Here is a 20648-nt window from a genome sequence, read left to right as displayed (position 1 = left end):
AAGGTGACTGTTCGTGGCAACCGTTTCAAATGTTCAACCAAAAGCTCCGAAGTCGCTGGTCTACACCGCGATCGTTTCCGGTCTGATCGCCTTCGTCCTGCTGGTCCTCACCCCATTCCTGCCCGTCAACCAGGTGCAGTCGAAGATTTCCTGGCCGCAGCAGGGCAGCGTCGCCTCCGTCAACGCGCCGCTGATCTCGCTCGCGCCGCAGGACGTGTCGCTGACCATCCCGCTCAGCGCGGTCGACGAGCTGCGCGATGGCCAGACCACGATCCTGTCCACCCTCCCGGAATCCTCCAAGGAGGCGACAGACCGCGGCCTGTTCATCACCGCCCCCGAGGGCGGCCTGGTGGTCTCCTCGCTCAATGACGTCGTCTTCGAGCTGACCCCCGACGAGGTCCGCTCCCTGCCCGCCGACGCGCGCCTGGAGATCCGCCAGACCGACGAGGGCATGACCGCCGCCATCCCCGGCACCACCTTCGTGGAGGAGTCGGACGATGACTACCGGCCCCAGCTCACCGGCCTGTACACCGAGCTCAAGCCCGAGGCTTCACAGAAGCTTATCGACGCCGGCCTCACCGCCACCGTCGACGTGAACTCTCGCTTCACCTCCTCCCCCACCACCGTCAAGCTGCTCAGCATGGTCGGCGGCCTCATCGCCGCCCTGATCGGCCTGTGGGCCCTGCGCCGCCTGGACCGCTACGACGGGAAGCGCCTGCCCGCCTTCGGCCCCCGCTGGCGCACCTTCACGCTTCTCGACGCCGTCGTGCTCGCCATCCTCGCGTTCTGGCACGTCTTCGGCGCGAACACCTCCGACGACGGCTTCCTGCTCACCATGGCCCGCGTGTCCAACGACTCGGACTACATGGCGAACTACTACCGCTGGTACGGCGTGCCCGAGGCCCCGTTCGGCTCCCCGTTCTACGACATCCTCGCCCTGCTGTCCAAGGTGACCACCGCGTCCATGTGGATGCGCCTGCCCACGCTGCTCGCCGCAATCCTCACCTGGTGGATCCTCTCGCGCGAGATCCTCCCCCGCCTCGGCTCGGTGGTGGCAGACCGCAAGGTGGCCCACTGGACCGCCGCCTTCGTCTTCCTGGCGTTCTGGCTGCCGTACAACAACGGGCTGCGCCCGGAGCCGATCATCGCGCTCGGCGTGATTGCCACCTGGGCCATGTTCGAGCGCTCCATCGCCTCCGACCGGCTCGCCCCCGCCGCGTGGGGCACCGTGGCCGCGGCGATCACCCTGGCCTGCGGCCCGACCGGCCTCGCCGCCGTGGGCATCTTCCTGGTCAGCCTGCCAGCCGTGTTCCGCATCATGAACCGGCGCCGCCACATCGCCCCCGGCCTGGCCTACGTGGCCGTGTTCCTGGGTGCCGGCCTGGCGGTGTTCGTGCCCATCTTCAAGGACCAGACGCTGGCCACCGTGCTCGAGTCCACGTCGGTGCGCAGCCAGGTCGGTCCGGCCCTCGAGTGGTTCTCCGAGTGGGTCCGCTACGGCACGCTCTTCCAGCAGTCCGTGGACGGCGCGATGTCGCGCCGCTTCCCCATGTTCGTGTTCTTCTTCTGCCTCATCCTTATCTCCTGGGCGGTCGCCCGCTTTGGCAAGGTGCCCGGGGTGGCCAAGGACGTGACGCTGCGGATGCTGCTGATCGTGGGCCTGTCCACGTTCTTCCTCATGTTCACGCCGACGAAGTGGACCCACCACTTTGGCATCTACGCGGGCCTGGGCGGCGCGGTCGCCGCGCTCGGTGCCGTGGTACTTTCCCACATCGCGCTGCAGTCCAAGCGCAACCGCACCTTCGCTATCGCCGCGGTCCTGTTCCTCATGGCGCTCACCCTCGCCGGCTGGAACGCCTGGTGGTACGTCTCCTCCTTCGGCGTCCCGTGGTGGGATAAGACGGTCCAGCTCAAGGCGGTCGAGGCGAATAAGGTCGTGCTCATCCTCGCCCTGCTCGTTGCCCTGGTGGGCGTGGTCCAGTCCTTCCGCAAGGACCAGACCGAGAAGCGCGTCGGCGGGGCCTGGACCGGCATCATGGCTGCCCCCATCGCCGTGATGGCGGTGGCGATGGTCGCCTTCTCCTGCCTCACCTTTGCTAAGGCGTTCGCGTCCCAGGCCCCCGCGTACTCGGTGGGCATGGGCAACGTGAAGTCGTTTGCCGGCGACACCTGCGCGCTTGCAAACGATGTACTGCTGGAGGACGACACCAACGATTCCTTCCTCACCCCGGCCGACGGCGTCCCGCTGGGCAAGTCGCTCGACTCCGGCGACGAGAACCGCGGGTTCACGCCCGACGGCGTGCCGGCCTTCATCGTCAGCGAGAACGCGAACTCCTCCGATACGCAGCAGGATTCGCGCTCGGAGGCGTCGGCGGTGGAGAAGGACGCGTCGTCGACAAGCGCTGGCACCGACGGCACGGAGACGGAGGAGGACGCGCCGGACTCCAAGGACCTGACCGAGGAGGCGCAATCCACCACCACGACGCACACGCAGGGCAACCGCCCGAAGTCCATGCGCGGCATCAACGGCTCCACCGTCCGCCTGCCGTTCAACCTGGACTACACGCGCGTGCCGGTGCTGGGCACCTTCGAGGACGAGCCGAAGGCGTCCGCCAAGATCAAGACCTCCTGGTACGAGCTGCCCGAGCTTCACGACGATTCCCCGCTCCTCGTCACCTCCGTCGCCGGCCGCATCAAGCACCACGACATCAACGGCGTCGAGCAGGAGGGCACCGAGCTGGTCCTGGAGTACGGCAAGCGCGCCGACGACGGCAGCATCACCAAGCTGGGCGAGAAGGAAATGCTGGACCAGGGCCCGACCCCGCTGTGGCGCAACCTGCGCCTGCCGCTGGCGGACCTGCCGGAGGACGCGGACGTGGCGCGCCTGGTGGCCGAGGACGCCTCGCTGGCCGAGGAGGACTGGCTGGCCATCACCCCGCTGCGCAACCCGCACCTGTCCCCGCTCAACGAGCGCTTCGACGGCAACACCCCCGGCCTGCTCGACTGGTCCGTCGCCTTCCAGTACCCGTGCCAGCGCACGTTTAGCCACTACGCCGGCGTGACCGAGATCCCGGAGTACCGCATCATGCCGGACGCCCCGGGCAAGCAGCAGCTGTCCGGCTTCATGGACTTCTTGGGCGGCGGCGCGCTGTCCACCGCGGAGGCCGTGAACTACTCCTACGAGATCCCCGGCTACCTGCGCAACGACTGGCAGCGCGACTGGGGTTCCGCCGCGAAGTACGAGCGCAGGACGAACTCCGTCGGTGACATCCCAAACAACGCCCAGATAGACTACGATGAGGTCGTCCGATCGGGCTGGTGGACTCCGGGCCCGATGAAGATCCGTGACCCGGAAGAGTAAGACGAATGCGCCGTTCCCGTCTCGCTGCCGCAGTTGCCGCTGCCCTCATCGCCCTGGCGCCGACCGCCGCCGCGGCCGATGAGCAAGCGGTCCCCGCGCCCATCCAGCCGTCCGACAACGCGGGCCAGCTGGTGGAGCAGCAGGGCTGCACCGACCAGTATCTCATTGCCATCCCAGGCGGTGCCAACACCGTCCCCGGCATCCCCAACGCGGTGCCGCACGGCGGCAACGTGTTCCTCACCGGCATCTTCACCCAGCTGGGGACGGGCGGAACCGTCCAGCCGCTGTGGGTGTCCTACAGCGCCACCCCGTTTGCGGCGAACAACTACTACGCATCCTCCGCGGACGGGTACAACGAGACGGTGCGCACCGTGAAGCGCCTCTCCGCCTCCTGCCCGGGCGCCACCTTCAGCTTCACCGGCTACTCGCTCGGCGCGGACATTGCGTCGCGCCTCATGCGCGACATCGCCCACGGCAACGGCCCGATTACCCCGGACCGGGTCGACTCCGCCGCCCTGTTTGCCAACCCGTACCAGGGCGGCAACGGCGCGGTCCTCTCCCGCATCACGGCCCCCGAGTCCCGCGGCGCGCTCGGCGAGCTCAAAGGCGGCTACGGCGAGCTCGGCGAGCGGGTCCTGGAGATCTGCAACCCGCGCGACATCGTCTGCTCCACCGACGCCCAGTACCGCCCGCTTGTCGAGCCCGCACTGGCCACCGACCTGCGCGCCGGCAAACTTCCGCTGAAAAAGTTCAACGTCCTGCTGAGCAACCTGGGCATCGGCGCGCTGGGCGTGTTCACCGGCATGGGCGCCCACGGCCAGTACACGCTGGCGGACCAGCAGGAAGCGTCGAACTGGATCATCTCGCACGCCTAAACCCGTTACAGTGGGGGCATGCATGACCTATTTGAGCTAGTCAACGGGGACTGGGTGCGCGAGCACGAGATCCCCGCCGACCGCGGCATCGACGGATCCTTCTACGCGCTGCGCGACAAGTCGGAGGAGGACGTCCACGCGCTGCTGCAGGAGGGCGCGGGCCGCGGGGGCGACCTGTACACCTCCTTCATGGACACCGACGCCATCAACGCCGCTGGCACGGCCCCGCTCCAGGAGGACCTGGACGCGCTGTCCGTGACCACCGTCGAGGAGTTCGTCGCTGCGCTCGGCGCCCTCGAGCGCAGCGGCGTCGGCGGCCCGCTGACCTACTGGGTAGCGAAGGACTCGCAGGGCGAGGACTCCGTGCCGTACCTCATCCAGTCCGGCCTGGGACTGCCCGATGAGGCCTACTACCGCTCCGAGGAACACGCCGAAACGCTCGCCGCATACAAGGAGCACGTGACGCGCATGCTCGGCGTGCTGGACCCGAAGTACCTGCTCGGCCTGACGCCGGCGCTGGCGGCCGAGCGCATCCTCAACCTGGAGACGCAGCTGGCGGGCAGCCACTGGGACGTGGTGCGCTCCCGCGACGCCATGGCCACCTACAACCCGACCACGCTCGACGCGCTGCCCGCCAACGTGCAGGCGCTGCTGCGCGCCTCCGGGCTTCCCGACGGCACCGTGATCAACATGATGCCGTCCTACACCGAGGACCTCGAGGGCATGCTGCGCCCGGAGACGCTCGCCGATTGGCAGCTGTGGGCCGTCTGGAACATCCTGCGCACCCGCGCTGGCCTCCTCACCGAGGAGATCGGCGCCGCGAACTTCGAGTTCTACGGCACCACGCTATCCGGCGCGACCGAGCAGCGGGACCGCTGGAAGCGCGCCGTCGGGCTAGCCGAGTCCCTCGTGGGCGAGGAGATTGGGCAACGCTACGTGGAGAAGCACTTCCCGCCCTCCAGCAAGGAGCACATGCTCAAGCTGGTGGACTACCTGGTCGCCGCGTACCGCGAGCGGATCTCGGCGCTGGACTGGATGACAGACGGCACCCGCGAGCGCGCGCTGGAAAAACTGGACCAGTTCACCGCCAAGATCGGCTACCCCGACAACTGGCGCAGCTTCGACGGGCTCGAGTTCTCCACCAGCGGCGCCGACCTGGTGGCCAACGTGCGCCGCGGCTCCGCCTTCGAGCACGACTACCAGCTGGGCAAGATTGGCAAGCCGGCGGACCGCAACGAGTGGGTCACCACCCCGCAGACCGTCAACGCCTTCTACAACCCGGTGGTCAATGACATCACCTTCCCGGCCGCGATCCTGCAGCCGCCCTTCTTCGACCCGGACGCCAGCGCGGCCGAGAACTTCGGCGCGATCGGCGCGGTGATCGGCCACGAGATCGGTCACGGCTTTGATGACCAGGGCTCGCGTTACGACGGCGCGGGCAACCTCAACTCCTGGTGGACCGACGAGGACCGCGAGGCCTTCGAGGCCCTGACCGCCAAGCTGGTCGAGCAGTTCAACGGCCTCGTACCGTCCGTGCTCGACGAAGGCTCCCAGGGCGTCAACGGCGAGTTCACCCTCGGCGAGAACATTGGTGACCTCGGCGGGCTCGGCATCGCCGTCGTGGCGTACCGCAACTACGAGCAGAACCCCGACTTCGAGGCGCTGTTCAAGGCGTGGGCGCGCGTGTGGCGCTCCAAGACCCGCCCGGAGATGGCCGCGCAGCTGCTGGCCATCGACCCGCACGCCCCGAACGAGTTCCGCTGCAACGTGATCGCCGCAAATATCGACGAGCTGTACCAGGCCTTCGACGTCGAGGAGGGCTCCGCCATGTGGATCGCCCCCGAGGACAGGGTGAAGATTTGGTAGACGAGTACCCGGAGAACGTCCAGGGCGACCCGGACTTCAACGTCGGCGGCGTGGACCGCCCGCTGCCGGACGCGCTGCAGTTGGAGCAGCTCGTCTCCTACATCGAGGCGACGTACGACCCGGACTCGCCCCAGTACCTGGCGCTGCTGCCGGACAGGATCACGCACGCGGCCATGCTCATGCTGGGGTCCGCGGTGGACCATACGATGCCGGGCGTTGCGTATACGGGCGAGGTGGCGTCGAGAAGCTGCCCGCTCGGCGAGCTGTACGGCGACGACGCCGCGACCTGGGTGATCGCGCTGTGGGACGGGCCGGACAGCGCGATGGAGCACTGGTTCCGGCCGGAGGCGGCGGCGGTGGCGCAGCTGTCGGGCGCCACCGTGCTGGTGTCGGACAGGCCTGACGACGCGGTGGCATTCGCCCGCGAGCAGGGCGCGGAAACGGTCGCGGTGTGGGCGTTTTCCACGGGCAGCGAGCGGCTGCCACGCGACGTCGATGCCCTAGCCCTCACTTTTCCCACAAAAGTTGCGGACCTGGGCGTGCCCACGTTTCTCCAGGTGGGGACGAAGGACGAGCTCGGGGCAAAGATTTCCGACGCCCACGAGTACCACTCGACGCACTACATCCAGACCCCGGCTGAGGCCCGGCGTCGCGTCCGGGACCTCGCGGAGTTCTTTAGAAATCTAGGACCGAGTCGGCCTCGCTGAAGTCCTCCGGGGCGGGCTCGGGGGCCTCGACGAGGAAGGAGGCGGCGCCGGCGGAGTCGCGCATGGCCAGCATCGGCCCGAAGGGGCTATCGCCAGGTCCGGCGAGCACCTCCCCGCCCAGCATGCCGACCTCCTGGCGCGCCTGCGAAATGTTCGCCACGCCGAAGAAGCTCTGCCAGCCCGCGTGCTGCTCCTGCACGCGCATGCCCAAAAACGGCGCGCCCTCCGCGAGCGCCAGGTAGTAGCCGTCCGACTCCTTGATCTCCCAGTCAAACAAGTCGCCGTAGAAGTCAATCGCCGCGAGATCCGGGGCGCTGTACTCGTACCAGACCGGCACGCCCGGCTCGCCGGCAGCGACGAACTGCTCCTCACCGGCCGGGTCGATCAGACCGAACAGGCCGCCCGCCGGGTCCTGGCACACCTGCATCCGGCCCAGGGAGACCTCGGAGGACGCCACAACTTTTCCGCCAAACTTTTCCACCGGGGCACCGCCCAGGAAATAGGTCACCCACGCCGGCTTCTCGCCCGGCACGATGCCCGCGACCGGGAGTCCCTCCTTCTTGGCCACCAGGTAGTCCTCGCCGGAGGTCTCCCAGCCGAGGAGTTTGGAGTAAAAGTAGGTGGATTTCTGCACGTCAGGCGTGAGCAGGTCCTGCCAGTACGGCATACCGGGTTCCGCGCTGAAAGCGGGCATGCAAGGCTCCTTTGCAGGTTCGGGTTAGGGGAGGTTGCGCCACTTCTCCGGGTCGAAGTCGTCGTTGGCGGTGCGTTCATCGAAGTAGTCGTCGTCCTCCCCGCCGCAGACGACGGTGGCGGTGGTGGAGTCGAGGGAGACCACGTCGGCGTCGTAAAGCAAATGGCTTCTCGACGTCACCACCTCCCCGTTGACGGCGACGTCGCCCGCAGCGATAGCCTCCTTGGCGTGGCCGCCGGACTCGACGAGGTTGGCCAGCTTGAGAAACTGGCCGAGGCGGATGGAGTCGCCGGAAATGGAAACGTCCATACTAGGCAAGCTTCACCGCGGTGCCGGTCGCGGAGACGAGCATGGCGCCGCCGTCCGGGCCGAGCGGCTCGTAGTCGATGGCCACGGAGATGACGCCGTCGGCGCCGAGCTCCTCGCCGCGCTTCCACAGCTCGTTGAGCGCGGCGTCGCGGGCCTGCGCGATCTCCACGGGGCGGTTGTAGCCGGCGCTCATGCTGCGGTAGAGGTTGATGCCAATGACGGTCTCGCCGCCAATAACGCGCATGTATTCACTAATAGTGCGACCTTCAACGGTCGGAGTCGTAGTCAAGATCATGCAGTCATTCTAGCCGAGGTCAGCGCTCGGCCTGATCCACCGGCATGATGTTGAGACTGTCGATGTTCACGTGCGGCGGCAAGCTGGCCACCCAGCGGATCGCCTCCGCGACGTCCTCGGCGGACAGATTGAGTTTGCCCTCGTACACCGCGTCGGCTTTCTCCTGGTCACCGGCGAATCGATTGAGTGAAAAGTCCGTCTTCACCCGGCCGGGGTCGATCTCGGTCACGCGGATGCGCTGGTCGGCCTCCTCGCGTCGGAACGCGCGAGTGGCGCCGCGCAGGCCGTACTTCGCCGCGTTATAGCCGGCCCCACCCTTGTAGGCGTCCGTGCCCGCGACCGACCCGATGTTGATCACCAGCCCCTGCGACTCCCTGAGCTGCGGATACAGCGCGCGGGTGACGCGCATCGTGCCCATCACGTTGGTGGCAAACATCCATTCCCAGTCCGCATCGCTCGCGTCCCTGAGATAGTCCAGCTGCTTCGCGCCGCCCGCGTTGTTGACTACCAGGTCAACGCGTTCCAGCTGGGCCGCAAGCCTATCGACGCTCCCCTGATCCGTCACATCCAACTCCGCCGCCACCCCGCCGATCTCCTCGGCGACCGCTCGGCACCGGTCCAGCCGGCGTGCCGCGACGACCACGCGCCACCCGTCCTTCGCCAGCGCGCGGGCCGCCGCCGCGCCAATACCCGCGGAACCGCCAGTAACTACTGCAACTCGCTGCTTTCCCATGTGATCAGCCTAACAGGATCGATTTCGCCCCACTGAAAATCATCCACGCGAGGTACACGCCGTGTTGCCCGCCATGATTCCCAGCGCACCGATCCTTCGTCCCCACCCGGATGCGCTGGAACAGGGCTGGCAATCGCCGCGATCCAGACTGGCACCACCCCCAAAGATATGCCCGACCACGGGCCAGGTTGGGCGCTGGTCCGCGACTTTAATGCGCCGAGCAATACCGACCCAAAGCGCGCCCGCGAACTTTTGGCCGAATTGTTCCCTAACGGCGAAACCCCCAGCGTGTGGGCCGCGATCCACCTGGAGTACGGCACGAATACGCACTTCGGACCGGACTGCTACATGAACTTCAACTGCACCATCCTGGACATCGGGGCGCGCACCCTGTTCGGTCCCGGCTGCCAGCCCATCACCGTGGACTCCCTCGTGGCGGGTGTGCTCGCAACTGTTAAACGCAACATCTAATCCACACCATTTCGAACACTATATTGCCTGGTCGCCAGAGTCGCCACACTAAAACCCTTGCGTGTCGTATGTGCGTTCGGTAGCATGATGGAAACTTCACTTCGATTGGGGACACCATGACCACCGCAACCGCATCGCCACCGACCTATTTCCGCACCCAACGACCAGACGACCCACTCAGTTCCGCCGCCCAGGCCACCCGCGAAGCCCACTTCGCCGTCTTCGCCCCGTACATCGACGGCGACATCGAGGACTTCGACCTGCGTGTTACCCAAATCCAGCAGGCCACCGGGTGGTCCAAGGGCTTCGTCGAACACGGCATCTTCGCCTACGCCACGCTGCGGCACCTCCCCCAGCTCCAGGAGATCCACTGCCGCACGAAGCTGCTCGACATGTCGCACCTCACCGCCATCGAGCGGGTGCTCGCCGAGCTCGGGGAGGAGGTCGACCCTGAGGCTTTCGCGCTTATCGACGACACCTTGGCCGCCCTCTTCACGCCCTCCAAAACCGATCAGCACATGCCCCGGAGACACACCGTCACCAGACGCATCCGCGAGCTTATCCGCCAGATCGACCCGGAGCGCGCCTACGACCCGAAGCGCCGCCGGGAGCGAGCCGCTGCGGGACCATCAGTCACGTTCGCAGACTTCGTCCTGGGCGGGGTGTCGCAGTCCGTGGTCCAGCTCAACACGGACGAGGTGACCGCGGCCCGGTGCAAGAAGAGCATTCTCCGTGTGGCGCGCGAGCAGAAGCTGACGTTGGCCGAGACGGTGGTGCGGCTGTTGACGGGGGAGGTGGTGGCGTCGGTAAGCCCGGTGCTCCACGTCTACGCGCCGAAGGGGCGCGCGGCGGGCGACCCGGTGCAGCTGCCCGGGAGCGGGTGGACGGGGCCGGAGGCGACGGCGGCGCTGGACGAGTGGATCGCGCGGGCCGGTGCGCGCGAGGTGGACCTGGACGAGATTTCGCGGAAAAGTACCGAGAGCTACACGCCGACCGCGGAGATGCGCAGCTACGTCGTGGCGCGCGACGGCACATGTATTTTCCCGGGGTGCCACCGGTCGGCGGCGGACTGTCAACTGGACCACCGCATCCCCTTCGACCGGGGTGGCACGACGACGCCGGACAACCTCTTCGCGCTCTGCCAGCACCATCACAACCTGAAAACCGATAAGCGGGCCACGTACCTGGTCGACCGGGCGACCGGTGAGGTGGTCTGGCTGTTCGCCGACGGGACGTACGAGTTCGCCGAGTCCGAGGGGCTCCTCAACCAGGAAGCCGTGCCGACGCACCCGCGATGGAGGTCCAGCCTGGACAGCGTGCGAAGGAATCGGGCACGCGCCGCCGAGTTCGCCGCCAAGGGCCACGCGATCCTGGACGAGCTCGACCGCGACCACGACGAGGAGAAAGCTCACGCGCGGATCGCGGCGCTCGAGCGGGAATACGGAATGATTTTCCCGAGCTAGTCCTTTCACCGAGCGCGAAGTGAATACGCGCCCTAAACTTCGCTGGGCACGACCCACCATGCAACGAAAAACGAGGTAGCACCACATGCAACTCCCCGCACCCCTCAACCAGATGGTCAAGGACGCCACGCTCGAACAGGTCATCGCCGCCATCGCCGGCGTGTTCGTCGCCGGCGGCCTCATCGGCGGCGCGATCAGCGCGATCGCCACCCAGAACACCCAGAACACCGAGACTTCCACCGGCCCGACCCTGGAAGCCCGCGCGAAGCTCGACGCCCTCTACCAGGCGCCGGGTCCGGACTCCGGTAAGGACGCGTTCGACGGCAACGGCCAGACGCACCCGTTCAAGGGCCAGGTCATCCCCGGCTTCTCCGGCATGATCGAGATCGGCGACGGCTCTTTCTACGGCCTGCCCGATAACGGCTTCGGCGCCAAGGACAACTCCTCCGACTTCCTGCTGCGCATCTACCACGTCAGGCCAAATTGGGAGACCGCGGAAACCGCCAAGGACCCGCAGGGCGTCGGCGGCGTCGAGGTACTCGACTTCGCCGGGATGAAGGACCCGAACCACAAGATCCCGTGGGAGATCGTCAACAACGACACGGAGGACCGCCTCCTCACCGGCGCGGATTTCGACCCCGAATCCTTCGTCCAGGCCGAGGACGGCACCTTCTGGGTCGGCGAGGAGTTCGGCCCGTACATCCTGCACCTTGACAAGGACGGCACGCTTCTCGACGCCCCGTTCCCCTACCCCGGCGTCACCAGCCCGTCCAACCCGGCCTTGAAGGACGGGGAAACCCCCAACCTGCGTAACTCCAAGGGTTTCGAGTCCATGGCCACCGACGGGCGCTACCTCTACCCCATCTTCGAGGGCTATCTTGACGACGCCACCGACAAGCACGTCCGCGTCATCTCCCAGTTCGACACCGAGGAAGGCAAGTACACCGGAAAGACCTGGAACTACGTCGCCGACACCGAGGACGCGAACCTGGGCGACGCCTTCCTCACCGAGGACGGCCGCCTCCTCGTCCTCGAGCGCGACGACAACCTGGGCTCCGACGCAAAGCTGAAGAAGGTCTTCGAGGTCAAGGGCTTCAAGGATGCGGAGCCGGGCAGCACCCTGGAGAAGGACCTGATGGTGGACCTGCTCAACATTGCAAACCCGGGCAAGATCGGCATGGTGTCCGACGCCCGAGCGTACGGCGTCGGCGACCCCTTCTCCTTCCCGCTGGTCAGCGTGGAAACCATCGTCCAGCTCAAGGACGGCCGCTACCTCACTGCCCTGGACAACAACTTCCCGGGCAACGACGGCCGCTACCGCGGCAAGCCGGACGACACCGAGATGCTCATCTTCTCCATCAAGTAGCGCCCCCTACCGCAGGTAGAACCGGTCCACGACCTCGTACTTCGGGCCGCCGCTTCGACCTTGCCCACGGTGCGACTCCATGAGGAGCACCTCGTCGACGGTGAAGTCGGGGCCGGAGTAGATGGAGAGGGCGTGGGCGTGGTCGTCGAGAAGCAGCATGTCCCGCGTCCTCGTCCCCCTGCGGGCGACGGACAGGTGGGCGCGCTGGCGCCGCCACTGCTCCGGGTCGAGCTGGCAGTCCGCCATGAGGTCCTTGAGCGGCGCCTTGTCCCCGCCGACGCCGATCCACAGCGTGCGGCGGTCGAAGCAGCCGGCGCCGCGCAGGTGCAGGCGCAGCGGGCGGGTAAACGCCGTCGCCTGCGAAAGGTGGTCGCTCACCGCGGCGGCGTCGTTCGGCTGGCTGCCGTAAAACGCGCACGTGATGTGCCAGTTGTCCGGGTCCGTCCAGCGCACCTCCGTGCCGGAGAACTCCCGGATCGGGCGCAGGGCGGTAATGAGGTGCTCCGTGACCTCGGCCGGTGGGACGATCGCTGCGAAGAGACGTCTCATGCCCCTCACGCTACCCTGGAAGCTCATGTTTGACCTTGCGAAAATCGGAAAGGGTCTGCCAGTAGCGGATTCCCTGGACCAGCTGCCCGATTCCGGCCCGCTCGTCGTACAAGCCCCACCCGGAACGGGTAAGACGACGCTGCTGCCGCCGGCGATTGCAAACAAGGTTGGCAAGACCATCGTCACCGCGCCGAGGCGAGTCGCGGTGCGATCGGCGGCGAGGAGGCTGGCGCACCTGGACGGTTCAGCTTTGGGCCAAAAAGTTGGCTACTCCATCCGCGGCGAGCATGCCGACGGCAGCCTCGTCGAGTTCGTCACCCCGGGTGTACTCCTCAACCGCCTGCTCAAGGATCCGGGGCTTGAGGGAGTCAATGCAGTCATCCTCGACGAGGTCCACGAGCGCCAGCTGGACACCGACCTGGTGCTGGCCATGTGCATGGAGGTCGCCGTGCTTCGCGACGATCTCTACCTCGCCGCCATGTCCGCCACCCTCGACGCGGGCACGTTCGCCCAGCACATGGGCGCGCGCGTCATGTCCACGGAAGCGGTGACCCACCCGCTGGACATCGAGTACGCGCCACACCCGGAGCGCGTCCAGGGCACGCGCGACTTCTACCGCCACGTTGCGCAGTTGGCGCAGGCCAGCACAACGCGCACCCTCGTGTTCGTCCCCGGCGCGCGCGAGGTGGACCTGGTGTGCGGCGCGTGTGAGGACGCAAAACCTCTGCACGGGCGGCTTTCCTCCGCCGAGCAGGACGAGGCGCTGAACGGGAGCTCCCAAGTCGTCGTCGCAACGAGTATTGCGGAGTCCTCGATCACGGTGCCGGGCGTGCGCCGGGTCGTCGACGCGGGGCTCTCCCGCGTGCCCAAGCGCGACAACCGCGGCATGACGGGGCTGGTCACGGTCTCGGAGGCCGTCACGAGTGCGGAGCAGCGGGCGGGCCGCGCTGGTAGGCTCGGGCCGGGGCACGTCATTCGAGCATTTTCCCGCGATGACTTCCAAAAATTCGCGGCAGACATTTCGCCGGAAATTGCCACCAGCGACCTCACCGGCGCCGCGCTCGCCATCGCGGCGTGGGGCTCCCCCGACCTGCCGTTGCTCGATCAGCCGCCGGAGCAGTCGCTTGCCGACGCCCACACCACCCTCCGCCAACTCGGAGCCCTCGACGCCGACAACGCCATCACCACTTTTGGCCGAAAACTGGTGAGCCTGCCGCTGGACCCCCGGCTCGGGGCGGCGCTGCTGGAGTACGGGTCGGGGGCGGCGGAGTGCGTCGCCAGGCTCGGCGACATGGACGCGAAGCGGCTCGCCCGCCTCGTGCCACACACCCCAAAGGTCCCCGACGGCGACGTGATTGCGACTGCGTTCCCGCAGTGGGTGGCAAAGCGGGTCGGCGACGAGTACCTGCTGGCCAGCGGCACCCGCGCAACTTTTGCGGGAAAAGAAGAGTGGATCGCCGCCGCCGAGGTGCAGAGGACGTCCCGCGGCGCCATCATCCGCGAGGCCGCGCCGTACCACCTGCCGGAAGCGCGGATCGAGGAGACCGTCCGAGCAACCTTGCACAACGGGAAGGTTCGCGGCAGGAAGGTTCGGGCGGTCGGCGCGATCGAGCTGTCGTCGACGCCAGTGAAACTGTCGCCGGAAGAGGCGCAGGGGGCGCTCAAAGGGATTTCCCTGGAGGATCTCCAACTCGACGACGCCGCGCAGAAGCTCAAGCAGCGTCTGGACTTCCTGCACGAGGCGCTTGGCAGTCCGTGGCCCGAGGTGTCGCGTGGCGACTATTCGGTGGAGGTTGGCGAGCTGGCGGGTGGGGCGTCGATAAGCGAGCTCAACATGCGCAACGCACTCATGCGGCAGCTGCCGTGGCCCGAGGCCGCGAAGCTGGACGAGCTGGCGCCGGAGCGGCTGCCGATCGGCAGGATCGATTACTCGACGGGGCGACCGCTCGTGCGGGTGAAGCTGCAGCTGGCGTTCGGGCTGGCGGACTCGCCGGTGATCGCGGGGCGCAAACTTCTCTTCCATCTGCTGTCGCCGGCCGGGCGGGAGCTGGCCGTCACCGACGACCTCCGCAGCTTCTGGGACGGCCCGTATCAGGACGTGCGCAAGGAGATGCGCGGCCGCTACCCCAAGCACCCGTGGCCGGAGGACCCGTGGAGCGCGACGCCGACTGCGCGCACAAAAAAGCACCAAAACTAACAGATTTCGGGGCTCGCCGGGTAACTTATTCGCCATGACTACCCGCGCCCACACTGTAACTATGTGGACTTTGGTCTCCCTGATCATCGGCTCCACCATCGGCTCCGGCATCTTTGCCCTGCCGCAAAACATCGGCTCGGTGGCCAGCCCCGGGGCGATGCTGATCGGCTGGGTGATCGCCGGCGTGGGCATGCTCTCTGTCGCGTTTGTGTTCCAGATCCTGGCGCGTCGCAAGCCGCACCTGGACTCCGGCGTGTACTCCTACGTGCGCGCGGGCCTGGGCGACTTCATCGGCTTTACCAGCGGGTTAGGGTACTGGCTGGGCTCCGTGATGGCGCAGGTGGGCTACGCCACCCTGTTCTTCTCCACCATCGGCTACTACGTGCCCGCGTTTAAAAACGACTGGGTGCTGGCCGGCGCGGTGACCGTCCTGACCTGGACGATCTTTGCCATGCTCACGCGCGGGGTGAAGCAGGCCGCGGTGATGAACGTGATCACCACGGTGGCCAAGCTGGTGCCGATTTTGTGCTTCGTGGTCCTCGTCGCCTTCCTCGGCTTTTCCTGGGACAAATTCACGTTGGACTTTTGGGGCGAAAGTTCTTCGATCCCGTTTTCCCAGCAGCTGCAGGGCATCATGCTGTACACGGTGTGGGTGTTCATCGGTATCGAGGGCGCCTCGGTGTACTCCAAGCAGGCGCGCACGCGCACGGACGTCGGCCGCGCCACCATCATCGGCTTCCTCTCCGTCCTCCTGCTGCTGGTCGCGGTGTCGACGCTGTCCTACGGCGTGCTCACCCAGCCGGAGCTGGCGGCGCTGCCGGAAAACTCGATGGGCGCGGTCCTCGAGGCGGTCGTCGGCCCCTGGGGCGGCGTGTTCATCTCCATCGGCCTGTGTCTGTCGGTGCTCGGCGCCTACGTGTCGTGGCAGATGCTGTGCGCGGAGCCGATCGTGCTCATGGCCAACGACGGCCTGCTGCCCAAGGCCCTGGGCAAGACGAACAACGAGGGCTCCCCGTTCCGCGCGCAGCTCATCTCCACGGTGGTGATCCAGCTCTTTGTCATCATCTTCTTTGCCAACGAGGCCTCCTATAACGCGATGGTGCAGCTGGCCACCATCATGTACCTGCTGCCGTACATCTTCTCCTCGCTGTACCTGATCCTGCTGGCCTCGCGCGGCAAGGGCCTGAGCCACCCGCACGCGGGCGAGCGTTTCGACGACTCCGGGCCGGCCACCACCCGCGCGGACGACCGCCGCAGCCTCATCATCGGCGTGGTCGGGTTCGTCTACTCGCTGTGGCTCGTCTACGCCGCGGACCCGGTCTACGTGCTGCTGGGCGCGCTCGCGGTCCTGCCGTGCATCGTGCCGTACGTGTGGACGCGCCTGCACAACAAGGAGCGCCTGTTCAATGCGTTCGAGTGGGTCGTCGTCGCCATCGTTGTCGTCGGCGCCACGTTCGCGGTGCTCAGGCTTATCGACGGCACACTCACCCTCAGCTAACGCCAATCACCGGCCACAACACCTCGGTGATGCGCTTGGCCTGCAGCTTCGCGCTGCCCACGTTAAAAGTGGAGCGCAGAATCACGGCACCGACGACCATTGCGCCGACGACGCCCGGGTCGGCCTCGGGGCGCAGGGTGCCCTTCGTCTGGGCGTCCTCGATGTCCTCGATGAACCTGTCGTAGAACGCCTCTTCGAAGCGCTCGCGCCACGCGACCACGAGCGGGTCGGCAGAGGCGATGAGCGAGCCGAAGACGCGGGTGCCCACATTGTCCTCGATGAAGGAACCGAGCTCCGTGATGTACTCGCGGAACGCCTCCTTGGTCAGCGCGTCATCCTCGGAGTAGTAGTCCACGATGTTGGGGATGGAGATGGCGATGTTGTCCAGCGCGTCGACCAGCATCTCTTTGCGGTCCGCGTAGCGACGGTAGATGGTCGTTTTGGCCACACCGGAATCGGCGACGACCGCGTCGATGGAGGTTGCGCTAAACCCCTCGCGCTGCGCGATGCGGAGCACGGATGCGTAGATCCGCTCCTCGGTGGTGAGCTTCTTGGCGGAACCGTTTCCTTTTGCGTCACGATCAATGTGTGCCATACGTCAATATTCTGGCATATCCCTAGGAGCGCGTCAGCAGTTCCTGCCACCCGAGGCGCAGGCAGAGCACCACAACGAGCACCAAAAGCGCGATACGCACGAGTTTTGAACCGCCGCTCAATACGGTCCTTGCCCCCAGTTGGGCGCCCACCACGTTCGCCGCAGCAAGCACGAGCGCTAACTTCCACTCAACAAAGCCGCCCGCGATGAACACGGCGAGCGCCCCGGTGTTCGTCGCGGTGTTGATCACCTTCGCCATCGCGGCGGACTGCAGGAACGACTGGGTGAACACGGCCGTAAACCCCATGATGAGGAACATGCCGGTGCCGGGGCCAAAGATGCCGTCGTAGAAGCCGACCGCGGCCGCGATGGCCAGCCCGATGAGCGCGCGCCGCCGGGTGATCAGCCGGTTTCCCTCCGCCCCGAACTCGGGCTTAAGCGTGATGAAGACACCCACGGCCAGCAGCAGGGCGATGATCGCGGGGCGGATGACGGAGTCGCTGATCAGGGCGACCGCCAGGGCCCCGCCTGCCGACGCACACCCCGCCGCCACCGCGTACCCCCAGGTCACCCGCGGGACGCCAACCTTGCGCACCAGCGTCGCCGCGGCGGAGGCGGTGCCGGTCACCGCCGCGACCTTGTTGGTGGCCAGCACGCTCGCCGCCGGCATTCCGGTCGCGGACATGAGGACTGGGATGAGGACGAGTCCGCCCCCACCGACGACGGCGTCGATCCACCCGGCGGCCGCCGACGCCATCGCGAGCAGGAGAAGTGTGCCCATGGCAGTAAACGCTACTATGAGGTCCTATGCAGCGTTGGATGTTTGTGGCCCCGGCTTCGGTGTTGCTGGGCTGGGTGCTCTCCGCGCTCCATGTGCCCGCAGCCTGGATCCTCGGCGCCATCATCGCCTCCGGCGCCGCGGCGCTGATCACCGGCAGCGACCTGCCGCTGGATGACCGCGTGTTCCGGCTCGCCCGCGGTGCAGTCGGCGTGATGGCGGCGTTGCCGCTGGTGGGCATCCCGCCGAGGGAGCTGCTACCTTTTCTCCTTCCTGGCATCGCCGCCGCCGCGTTCGTGATCGTGCTGGCGTTCGCCGGCGGCTTCGTGCTGGCTAACCACGGTGTGTCGCGGGAGACCGGGGTGCTGTCATTGCTGGCGGGTGGGGCGTCGTTAATGCCCGCGATTGCGAAGGACGTCGGGGCCGACGTGCGCTACGTGACCCTCACGCAGTACCTCCGCCTGCTCGTGGTCTCTATGACTCTGCCGCTGGTGGCGGGGCTGCTCAGCGCACCGCAGACGCACGCCCCGGAGGAAACGGACCCGTACTGGTGGATGTGGCTGCTCGTGCCGGCGATCGTGCTGGTGGGCCAGCCGCTGGGCAAGCTGTTGCGCCTGCCCAACTCCAGCGTGTTCGGCCCGATGCTGCTCACCGCGCTCCTCGGTTCGCTCACCCCGTTCCAGATCATCCCGCCGCAGCCGCTCATGGTGGGGGCGTTCCTCTGCCTCGGCTGGATGTGCGGCGGCGGGCTCTCCGTGCCGGCGCTGCGGCAGTTCAGCCGGCTGCTGCCGGCCACGCTCGCCTACATCGTGCTGCTCATGGCGGCGTGCGCGGCGTCCGGCTGGGTGATGTCCAAGTGGCTCGGGCTCTCGCTCTACGAGGGCTACCTGGCCACCACGCCGGGCGCGCTGGAGACCGCGCTCGCGCTGTCCGCGGAGGGCGGCGCGGGCCCGGCGGTGGTGTCGCTGCAGATCATCCGGCTGGTGTGCATCCTCATCGTCGCCGGCTACCTGCCCAACCTGCTGCGGAAGCTTTCGCGCTAGTGGTTGAGCACCTCGTGGGCGAGCATGTCCATGGGCATTGACCCGAGGCCGAGCGCCTTGGTGTGGAACTGGGCGGCAGTCATTCCCTGGGCCAGCGCGCGTTCGCGCAGCGTGCACCAGTCGCGGTAGCCGATGGCGTACGACGGCGCCTGCCCCGGCCACCCCATGTAGCGGTCCAGCTCGAACGAGATGCGCGTCTCCGGCATGGCGCAGTTGTCGCGCAGGAACGCCTTCGCGTACTGGGCGTCCCAGGTGCCGCTGCCGTCCGGCGAGAGCTTCCTCAGGTGGACGCCGATGTCCACCATCACGCGGGCCAGGCGCAGGCGCCGCGAGTCCAGCAGCCCCATCAGGTAGCCGGGGTCCTCGAACCAGCCGAAGTTCTCCATGAGGTGCTCGGCATAGAGCGCCCACCCCTCGCCGTGCGCGGAGTTGAAGCACACGGAGCGCCGCCACAGGTTGAGCTCGTTGCGGTTGAGCAGCGCAGCGCCGTGCTGCAGGTGGTGGCCGGGGATGCCCTCGTGGAACACGGTGGACAGCTCCTGCCAGGTGTGGAAGGTCTCCTGCCCCTCCGGCACGGACCACCACATGGTGCCGGGGCGCAGCATGTCGTCGCTCGGCGGGGTGTAGAAGACGCCACCGGACCCGGCCCGGTCGATCGCGGTCTGGACGCCTGGCATGTCCTCCGGGATGTCGAGCTCGCTGCCGGCGAAGCACTCGACGACCTCCGCGTTCACCTTGTCCAGCCACTCCAGCAGCGCGTCGGTGCCGTGCAGCGTGTACCGGTCATCCTCGTTGAGGCGCCGGTACGCCGCCGGCACGCTCGTCTCCGCGCCGTACAGCTGTCGCGCCAGGGCTTGTTGCTTATCGACGGTCACCCGCAACTCGTCTTCCGCCCACGCGTACGCCTCATCGAGGTCCACTTCGCAGCCCAAGAAGTACTCGGAGAACAGCTCGTAGCGGTCGCGGCCCACCCCGTCCTCGTGGTTGGCCTGCGGCGACAGCTCGGTGGAGAGCCAGTCCGCGAACTTGGCAAACGCCTCCTTGGCTTCCTCCACCACCTTCGACTCCGGCGGCAGTCCCAGGTAGTCCAGGGTTGAGCCGGACTCACCGAGCGTCTCGCACTGGTTGATCACCGCGTCGATCTGGCGGTGCGACGCCACGTTGCCGGTGTTCGCCGCCTCGGAGAGGGATTCGGTGTAGCCGCACAGCGCGTCGGGCACCTTGCTCAGGCGGGCCGCGACGTTGTCAAAGTCCTCCTCCGTCACCTTGGGCATGAGCAGGAAGGAGTCGCGGATCGTCTGGACGGGCGACTCGATGTTGTTCAGCCGGCGCAGGAACTCGCCCTGGTGGTGCAGCTCCAGGTGGTAGGCCAGCCGGTCGCGCAGGATCGTGGCGGTGAGGCTGTCCACCTCGTCGAAGTCATCCTCGTCGTCGGAGGCGTCAGTGGAGTCATTGAGCGCGTCGACGTCCGCGATGAGGTCGCGGATGCGATCCGCCGTCGCGTCCCAGTACTCGGGGCTGAAGTCCTGGAGGTCGGCGTCGAAGCCTTCGAGCCCGATCTGCGTGCCCAGGGTGGGCGTGAGCTGGGCGTAGTCGTAGACGAAGTCCTCACACGTGGCGTCGAGAAGCGATGGCTCTCGGCCAGGCATCGCACCTGGCGCGTGCTCGGGTGTGGGCTCGGTCGGGAGAACTGACGTCATGATTGGGGATTCTAACCCACCTGCGAATTTTCCTGCGATCGGAAATCTTTTGAACCAAGCTGTCTGTCCTGCTCAGAGCACACGTTTTCATATGGTGAGACGGCATTTTTCGGCCATTTTTAGGGCGACGACTGGACAAAGCAGTCTG

18 protein-coding genes are annotated in these 20648 nt (G+C 67.1%); 10 read left to right on the top strand and 8 right to left on the bottom strand.

The features are described 5' to 3' along the window. The first annotated feature begins 13 nt into the window (after positions 1-13). The 4 genes from CKJ82_RS10000 to CKJ82_RS09985 are packed head-to-tail and all read left to right on the top strand — an operon-like array spanning position 14 to position 6809. Positions 14-3361 carry an arabinosyltransferase domain-containing protein gene (locus CKJ82_RS10000; RefSeq protein ID WP_095538014.1) on the top strand — a complete coding sequence of 1116 codons (3348 nt, stop codon included), beginning with the start codon at positions 14-16 and terminating at the stop codon, positions 3359-3361. A gap of 5 nt (positions 3362-3366) precedes the next feature. Then, positions 3367-4236, top strand: coding sequence for a cutinase family protein (locus tag CKJ82_RS09995; RefSeq protein WP_095538013.1), 870 nt, complete (start codon positions 3367-3369; stop codon positions 4234-4236). Between the two features lie 18 nt (positions 4237-4254). Next, positions 4255-6102 (top strand): M13 family metallopeptidase, encoded by a 1848-nt coding sequence (locus CKJ82_RS09990; RefSeq protein ID WP_095538012.1) that lies wholly within the window; start codon positions 4255-4257, stop codon positions 6100-6102. Beyond that, a complete protein-coding gene (locus tag CKJ82_RS09985; protein ID WP_240510754.1) occupies positions 6096-6809 on the top strand; it encodes an alpha/beta hydrolase in 714 nt (237 codons plus the stop codon). Before CKJ82_RS09990 ends, CKJ82_RS09985 begins: the two co-directional genes overlap by 7 nt. On the opposite strand, the gene CKJ82_RS09980 is transcribed toward CKJ82_RS09985, so the two are convergent. From CKJ82_RS09980 to CKJ82_RS09965, 4 genes are read right to left on the bottom strand one after another with little or no spacing between them, the layout of a single operon-like run. Then, on the bottom strand, positions 6778-7503 hold the full coding sequence (locus CKJ82_RS09980) for a VOC family protein (RefSeq protein ID WP_095538010.1): 726 nt from the start codon (positions 7501-7503) through the stop codon (positions 6778-6780). The genes CKJ82_RS09985 and CKJ82_RS09980 overlap by 32 nt on opposite strands. A gap of 24 nt (positions 7504-7527) precedes the next feature. Beyond that, positions 7528-7821 carry an RNA-binding S4 domain-containing protein gene (locus CKJ82_RS09975; RefSeq protein ID WP_165765424.1) on the bottom strand — a complete coding sequence of 98 codons (294 nt, stop codon included), beginning with the start codon at positions 7819-7821 and terminating at the stop codon, positions 7528-7530. Beyond that, positions 7814-8107, bottom strand: coding sequence for a heavy metal-binding domain-containing protein (locus tag CKJ82_RS09970; protein ID WP_095275276.1), 294 nt, complete (start codon positions 8105-8107; stop codon positions 7814-7816). The genes CKJ82_RS09975 and CKJ82_RS09970 overlap by 8 nt, the downstream gene beginning before the upstream one ends. Positions 8108-8126: 19 nt before the next feature. Beyond that, entirely contained in the window at positions 8127-8840 is a 714-nt protein-coding gene (locus tag CKJ82_RS09965) for an SDR family oxidoreductase (RefSeq protein ID WP_095538009.1), read from the bottom strand. A gap of 168 nt (positions 8841-9008) precedes the next feature. Here CKJ82_RS09965 and CKJ82_RS09960 point away from each other — a divergent pair, with 168 nt between their 5' ends. The 3 genes from CKJ82_RS09960 to CKJ82_RS09950 all read left to right on the top strand — a co-directional run bounded on the left by CKJ82_RS09960 (position 9009) and on the right by CKJ82_RS09950 (position 12140). Further along, positions 9009-9311, top strand: a complete 303-nt coding sequence (locus tag CKJ82_RS09960) for an LbetaH domain-containing protein (RefSeq protein WP_095538008.1) — start codon at positions 9009-9011, stop codon at positions 9309-9311. 116 nt (positions 9312-9427) lie between these two features. Further along, positions 9428-10774 (top strand): HNH endonuclease signature motif containing protein, encoded by a 1347-nt coding sequence (locus CKJ82_RS09955; RefSeq protein WP_095538007.1) that lies wholly within the window; start codon positions 9428-9430, stop codon positions 10772-10774. Positions 10775-10859: 85 nt separating this feature from the next. After that, positions 10860-12140 carry an esterase-like activity of phytase family protein gene (locus CKJ82_RS09950; RefSeq protein WP_095538006.1) on the top strand — a complete coding sequence of 427 codons (1281 nt, stop codon included), beginning with the start codon at positions 10860-10862 and terminating at the stop codon, positions 12138-12140. A 6-nt stretch (positions 12141-12146) separates the two neighbouring features. Here CKJ82_RS09950 and thpR read toward each other — a convergent pair whose 3' ends face one another. Further along, a complete protein-coding gene (gene thpR / locus CKJ82_RS09945) occupies positions 12147-12689 on the bottom strand; it encodes an RNA 2',3'-cyclic phosphodiesterase (protein WP_095275281.1) in 543 nt (180 codons plus the stop codon). A gap of 25 nt (positions 12690-12714) precedes the next feature. On the opposite strand from thpR, the gene CKJ82_RS09940 reads away from it, so the two are divergent. Both CKJ82_RS09940 and CKJ82_RS09935 read left to right on the top strand, forming a co-directional pair. Further along, positions 12715-14886: an ATP-dependent RNA helicase gene (locus tag CKJ82_RS09940; RefSeq protein ID WP_095538044.1), complete on the top strand. Its 2172-nt coding sequence runs from the start codon at positions 12715-12717 to the stop codon at positions 14884-14886. Positions 14887-14920: 34 nt separating this feature from the next. Beyond that, positions 14921-16384 (top strand): amino acid permease, encoded by a 1464-nt coding sequence (locus CKJ82_RS09935; protein WP_095538005.1) that lies wholly within the window; start codon positions 14921-14923, stop codon positions 16382-16384. Here the strand turns inward: CKJ82_RS09935 and CKJ82_RS09930 are convergent. Both CKJ82_RS09930 and CKJ82_RS09925 read right to left on the bottom strand, forming a co-directional pair. Then, on the bottom strand, positions 16377-16979 hold the full coding sequence (locus CKJ82_RS09930) for a TetR/AcrR family transcriptional regulator (RefSeq protein WP_095538004.1): 603 nt from the start codon (positions 16977-16979) through the stop codon (positions 16377-16379). The two genes, CKJ82_RS09935 and CKJ82_RS09930, sit on opposite strands and share 8 nt — an antisense overlap. Before the next feature lie 22 nt (positions 16980-17001). Then, complete coding sequence (locus CKJ82_RS09925) at positions 17002-17760, bottom strand: TSUP family transporter (protein WP_095538003.1); 759 nt, start codon at positions 17758-17760, stop codon at positions 17002-17004. A gap of 26 nt (positions 17761-17786) precedes the next feature. On the opposite strand from CKJ82_RS09925, the gene CKJ82_RS09920 reads away from it, so the two are divergent. Then, positions 17787-18800 (top strand): AbrB family protein, encoded by a 1014-nt coding sequence (locus tag CKJ82_RS09920; protein WP_095538002.1) that lies wholly within the window; start codon positions 17787-17789, stop codon positions 18798-18800. Here the strand turns inward: CKJ82_RS09920 and CKJ82_RS09915 are convergent. Then, positions 18797-20500 carry a DUF885 domain-containing protein gene (locus CKJ82_RS09915; protein ID WP_240510753.1) on the bottom strand — a complete coding sequence of 568 codons (1704 nt, stop codon included), beginning with the start codon at positions 20498-20500 and terminating at the stop codon, positions 18797-18799. The two genes, CKJ82_RS09920 and CKJ82_RS09915, sit on opposite strands and share 4 nt — an antisense overlap. Positions 20501-20648 lie beyond the last annotated feature (148 nt).

The sequence above is a fragment of the Corynebacterium gottingense genome (assembly GCF_002285125.1).
Classification (GTDB): domain Bacteria; phylum Actinomycetota; class Actinomycetes; order Mycobacteriales; family Mycobacteriaceae; genus Corynebacterium; species Corynebacterium gottingense.
Note: the sequence above shows the minus strand (reverse complement) of the source record. Positions and strands in the feature narration are given on the sequence as shown.

Excerpts from the sequence above, each read along its gene's own strand:
- CKJ82_RS09960 (WP_095538008.1), top strand. The coding sequence starts at position 9,009 with ATGCCCGACCACGGGCCAGGTTGGGCGCTGGTCCGCGACTTTAATGCG.
- CKJ82_RS09925 (WP_095538003.1), bottom strand. The coding sequence starts at position 17,760 with ATGGGCACACTTCTCCTGCTCGCGATGGCGTCGGCGGCCGCCGGGTGG.
- CKJ82_RS09970 (WP_095275276.1), bottom strand. The coding sequence starts at position 8,107 with ATGATCTTGACTACGACTCCGACCGTTGAAGGTCGCACTATTAGTGAA.
- CKJ82_RS09915 (WP_240510753.1), bottom strand. The coding sequence starts at position 20,500 with ATGACGTCAGTTCTCCCGACCGAGCCCACACCCGAGCACGCGCCAGGT.
- CKJ82_RS09995 (WP_095538013.1), top strand. The coding sequence starts at position 3,367 with ATGCGCCGTTCCCGTCTCGCTGCCGCAGTTGCCGCTGCCCTCATCGCC.
- thpR (WP_095275281.1), bottom strand. The coding sequence starts at position 12,689 with ATGAGACGTCTCTTCGCAGCGATCGTCCCACCGGCCGAGGTCACGGAG.
- CKJ82_RS09930 (WP_095538004.1), bottom strand. The coding sequence starts at position 16,979 with ATGGCACACATTGATCGTGACGCAAAAGGAAACGGTTCCGCCAAGAAG.
- CKJ82_RS09965 (WP_095538009.1), bottom strand. The coding sequence starts at position 8,840 with ATGGGAAAGCAGCGAGTTGCAGTAGTTACTGGCGGTTCCGCGGGTATT.
- CKJ82_RS09940 (WP_095538044.1), top strand. The coding sequence starts at position 12,715 with ATGTTTGACCTTGCGAAAATCGGAAAGGGTCTGCCAGTAGCGGATTCC.
- CKJ82_RS09935 (WP_095538005.1), top strand. The coding sequence starts at position 14,921 with ATGACTACCCGCGCCCACACTGTAACTATGTGGACTTTGGTCTCCCTG.
- CKJ82_RS09920 (WP_095538002.1), top strand. The coding sequence starts at position 17,787 with ATGCAGCGTTGGATGTTTGTGGCCCCGGCTTCGGTGTTGCTGGGCTGG.
- CKJ82_RS09950 (WP_095538006.1), top strand. The coding sequence starts at position 10,860 with ATGCAACTCCCCGCACCCCTCAACCAGATGGTCAAGGACGCCACGCTC.
- CKJ82_RS09955 (WP_095538007.1), top strand. The coding sequence starts at position 9,428 with ATGACCACCGCAACCGCATCGCCACCGACCTATTTCCGCACCCAACGA.
- CKJ82_RS09990 (WP_095538012.1), top strand. The coding sequence starts at position 4,255 with ATGCATGACCTATTTGAGCTAGTCAACGGGGACTGGGTGCGCGAGCAC.
- CKJ82_RS09980 (WP_095538010.1), bottom strand. The coding sequence starts at position 7,503 with ATGCCCGCTTTCAGCGCGGAACCCGGTATGCCGTACTGGCAGGACCTG.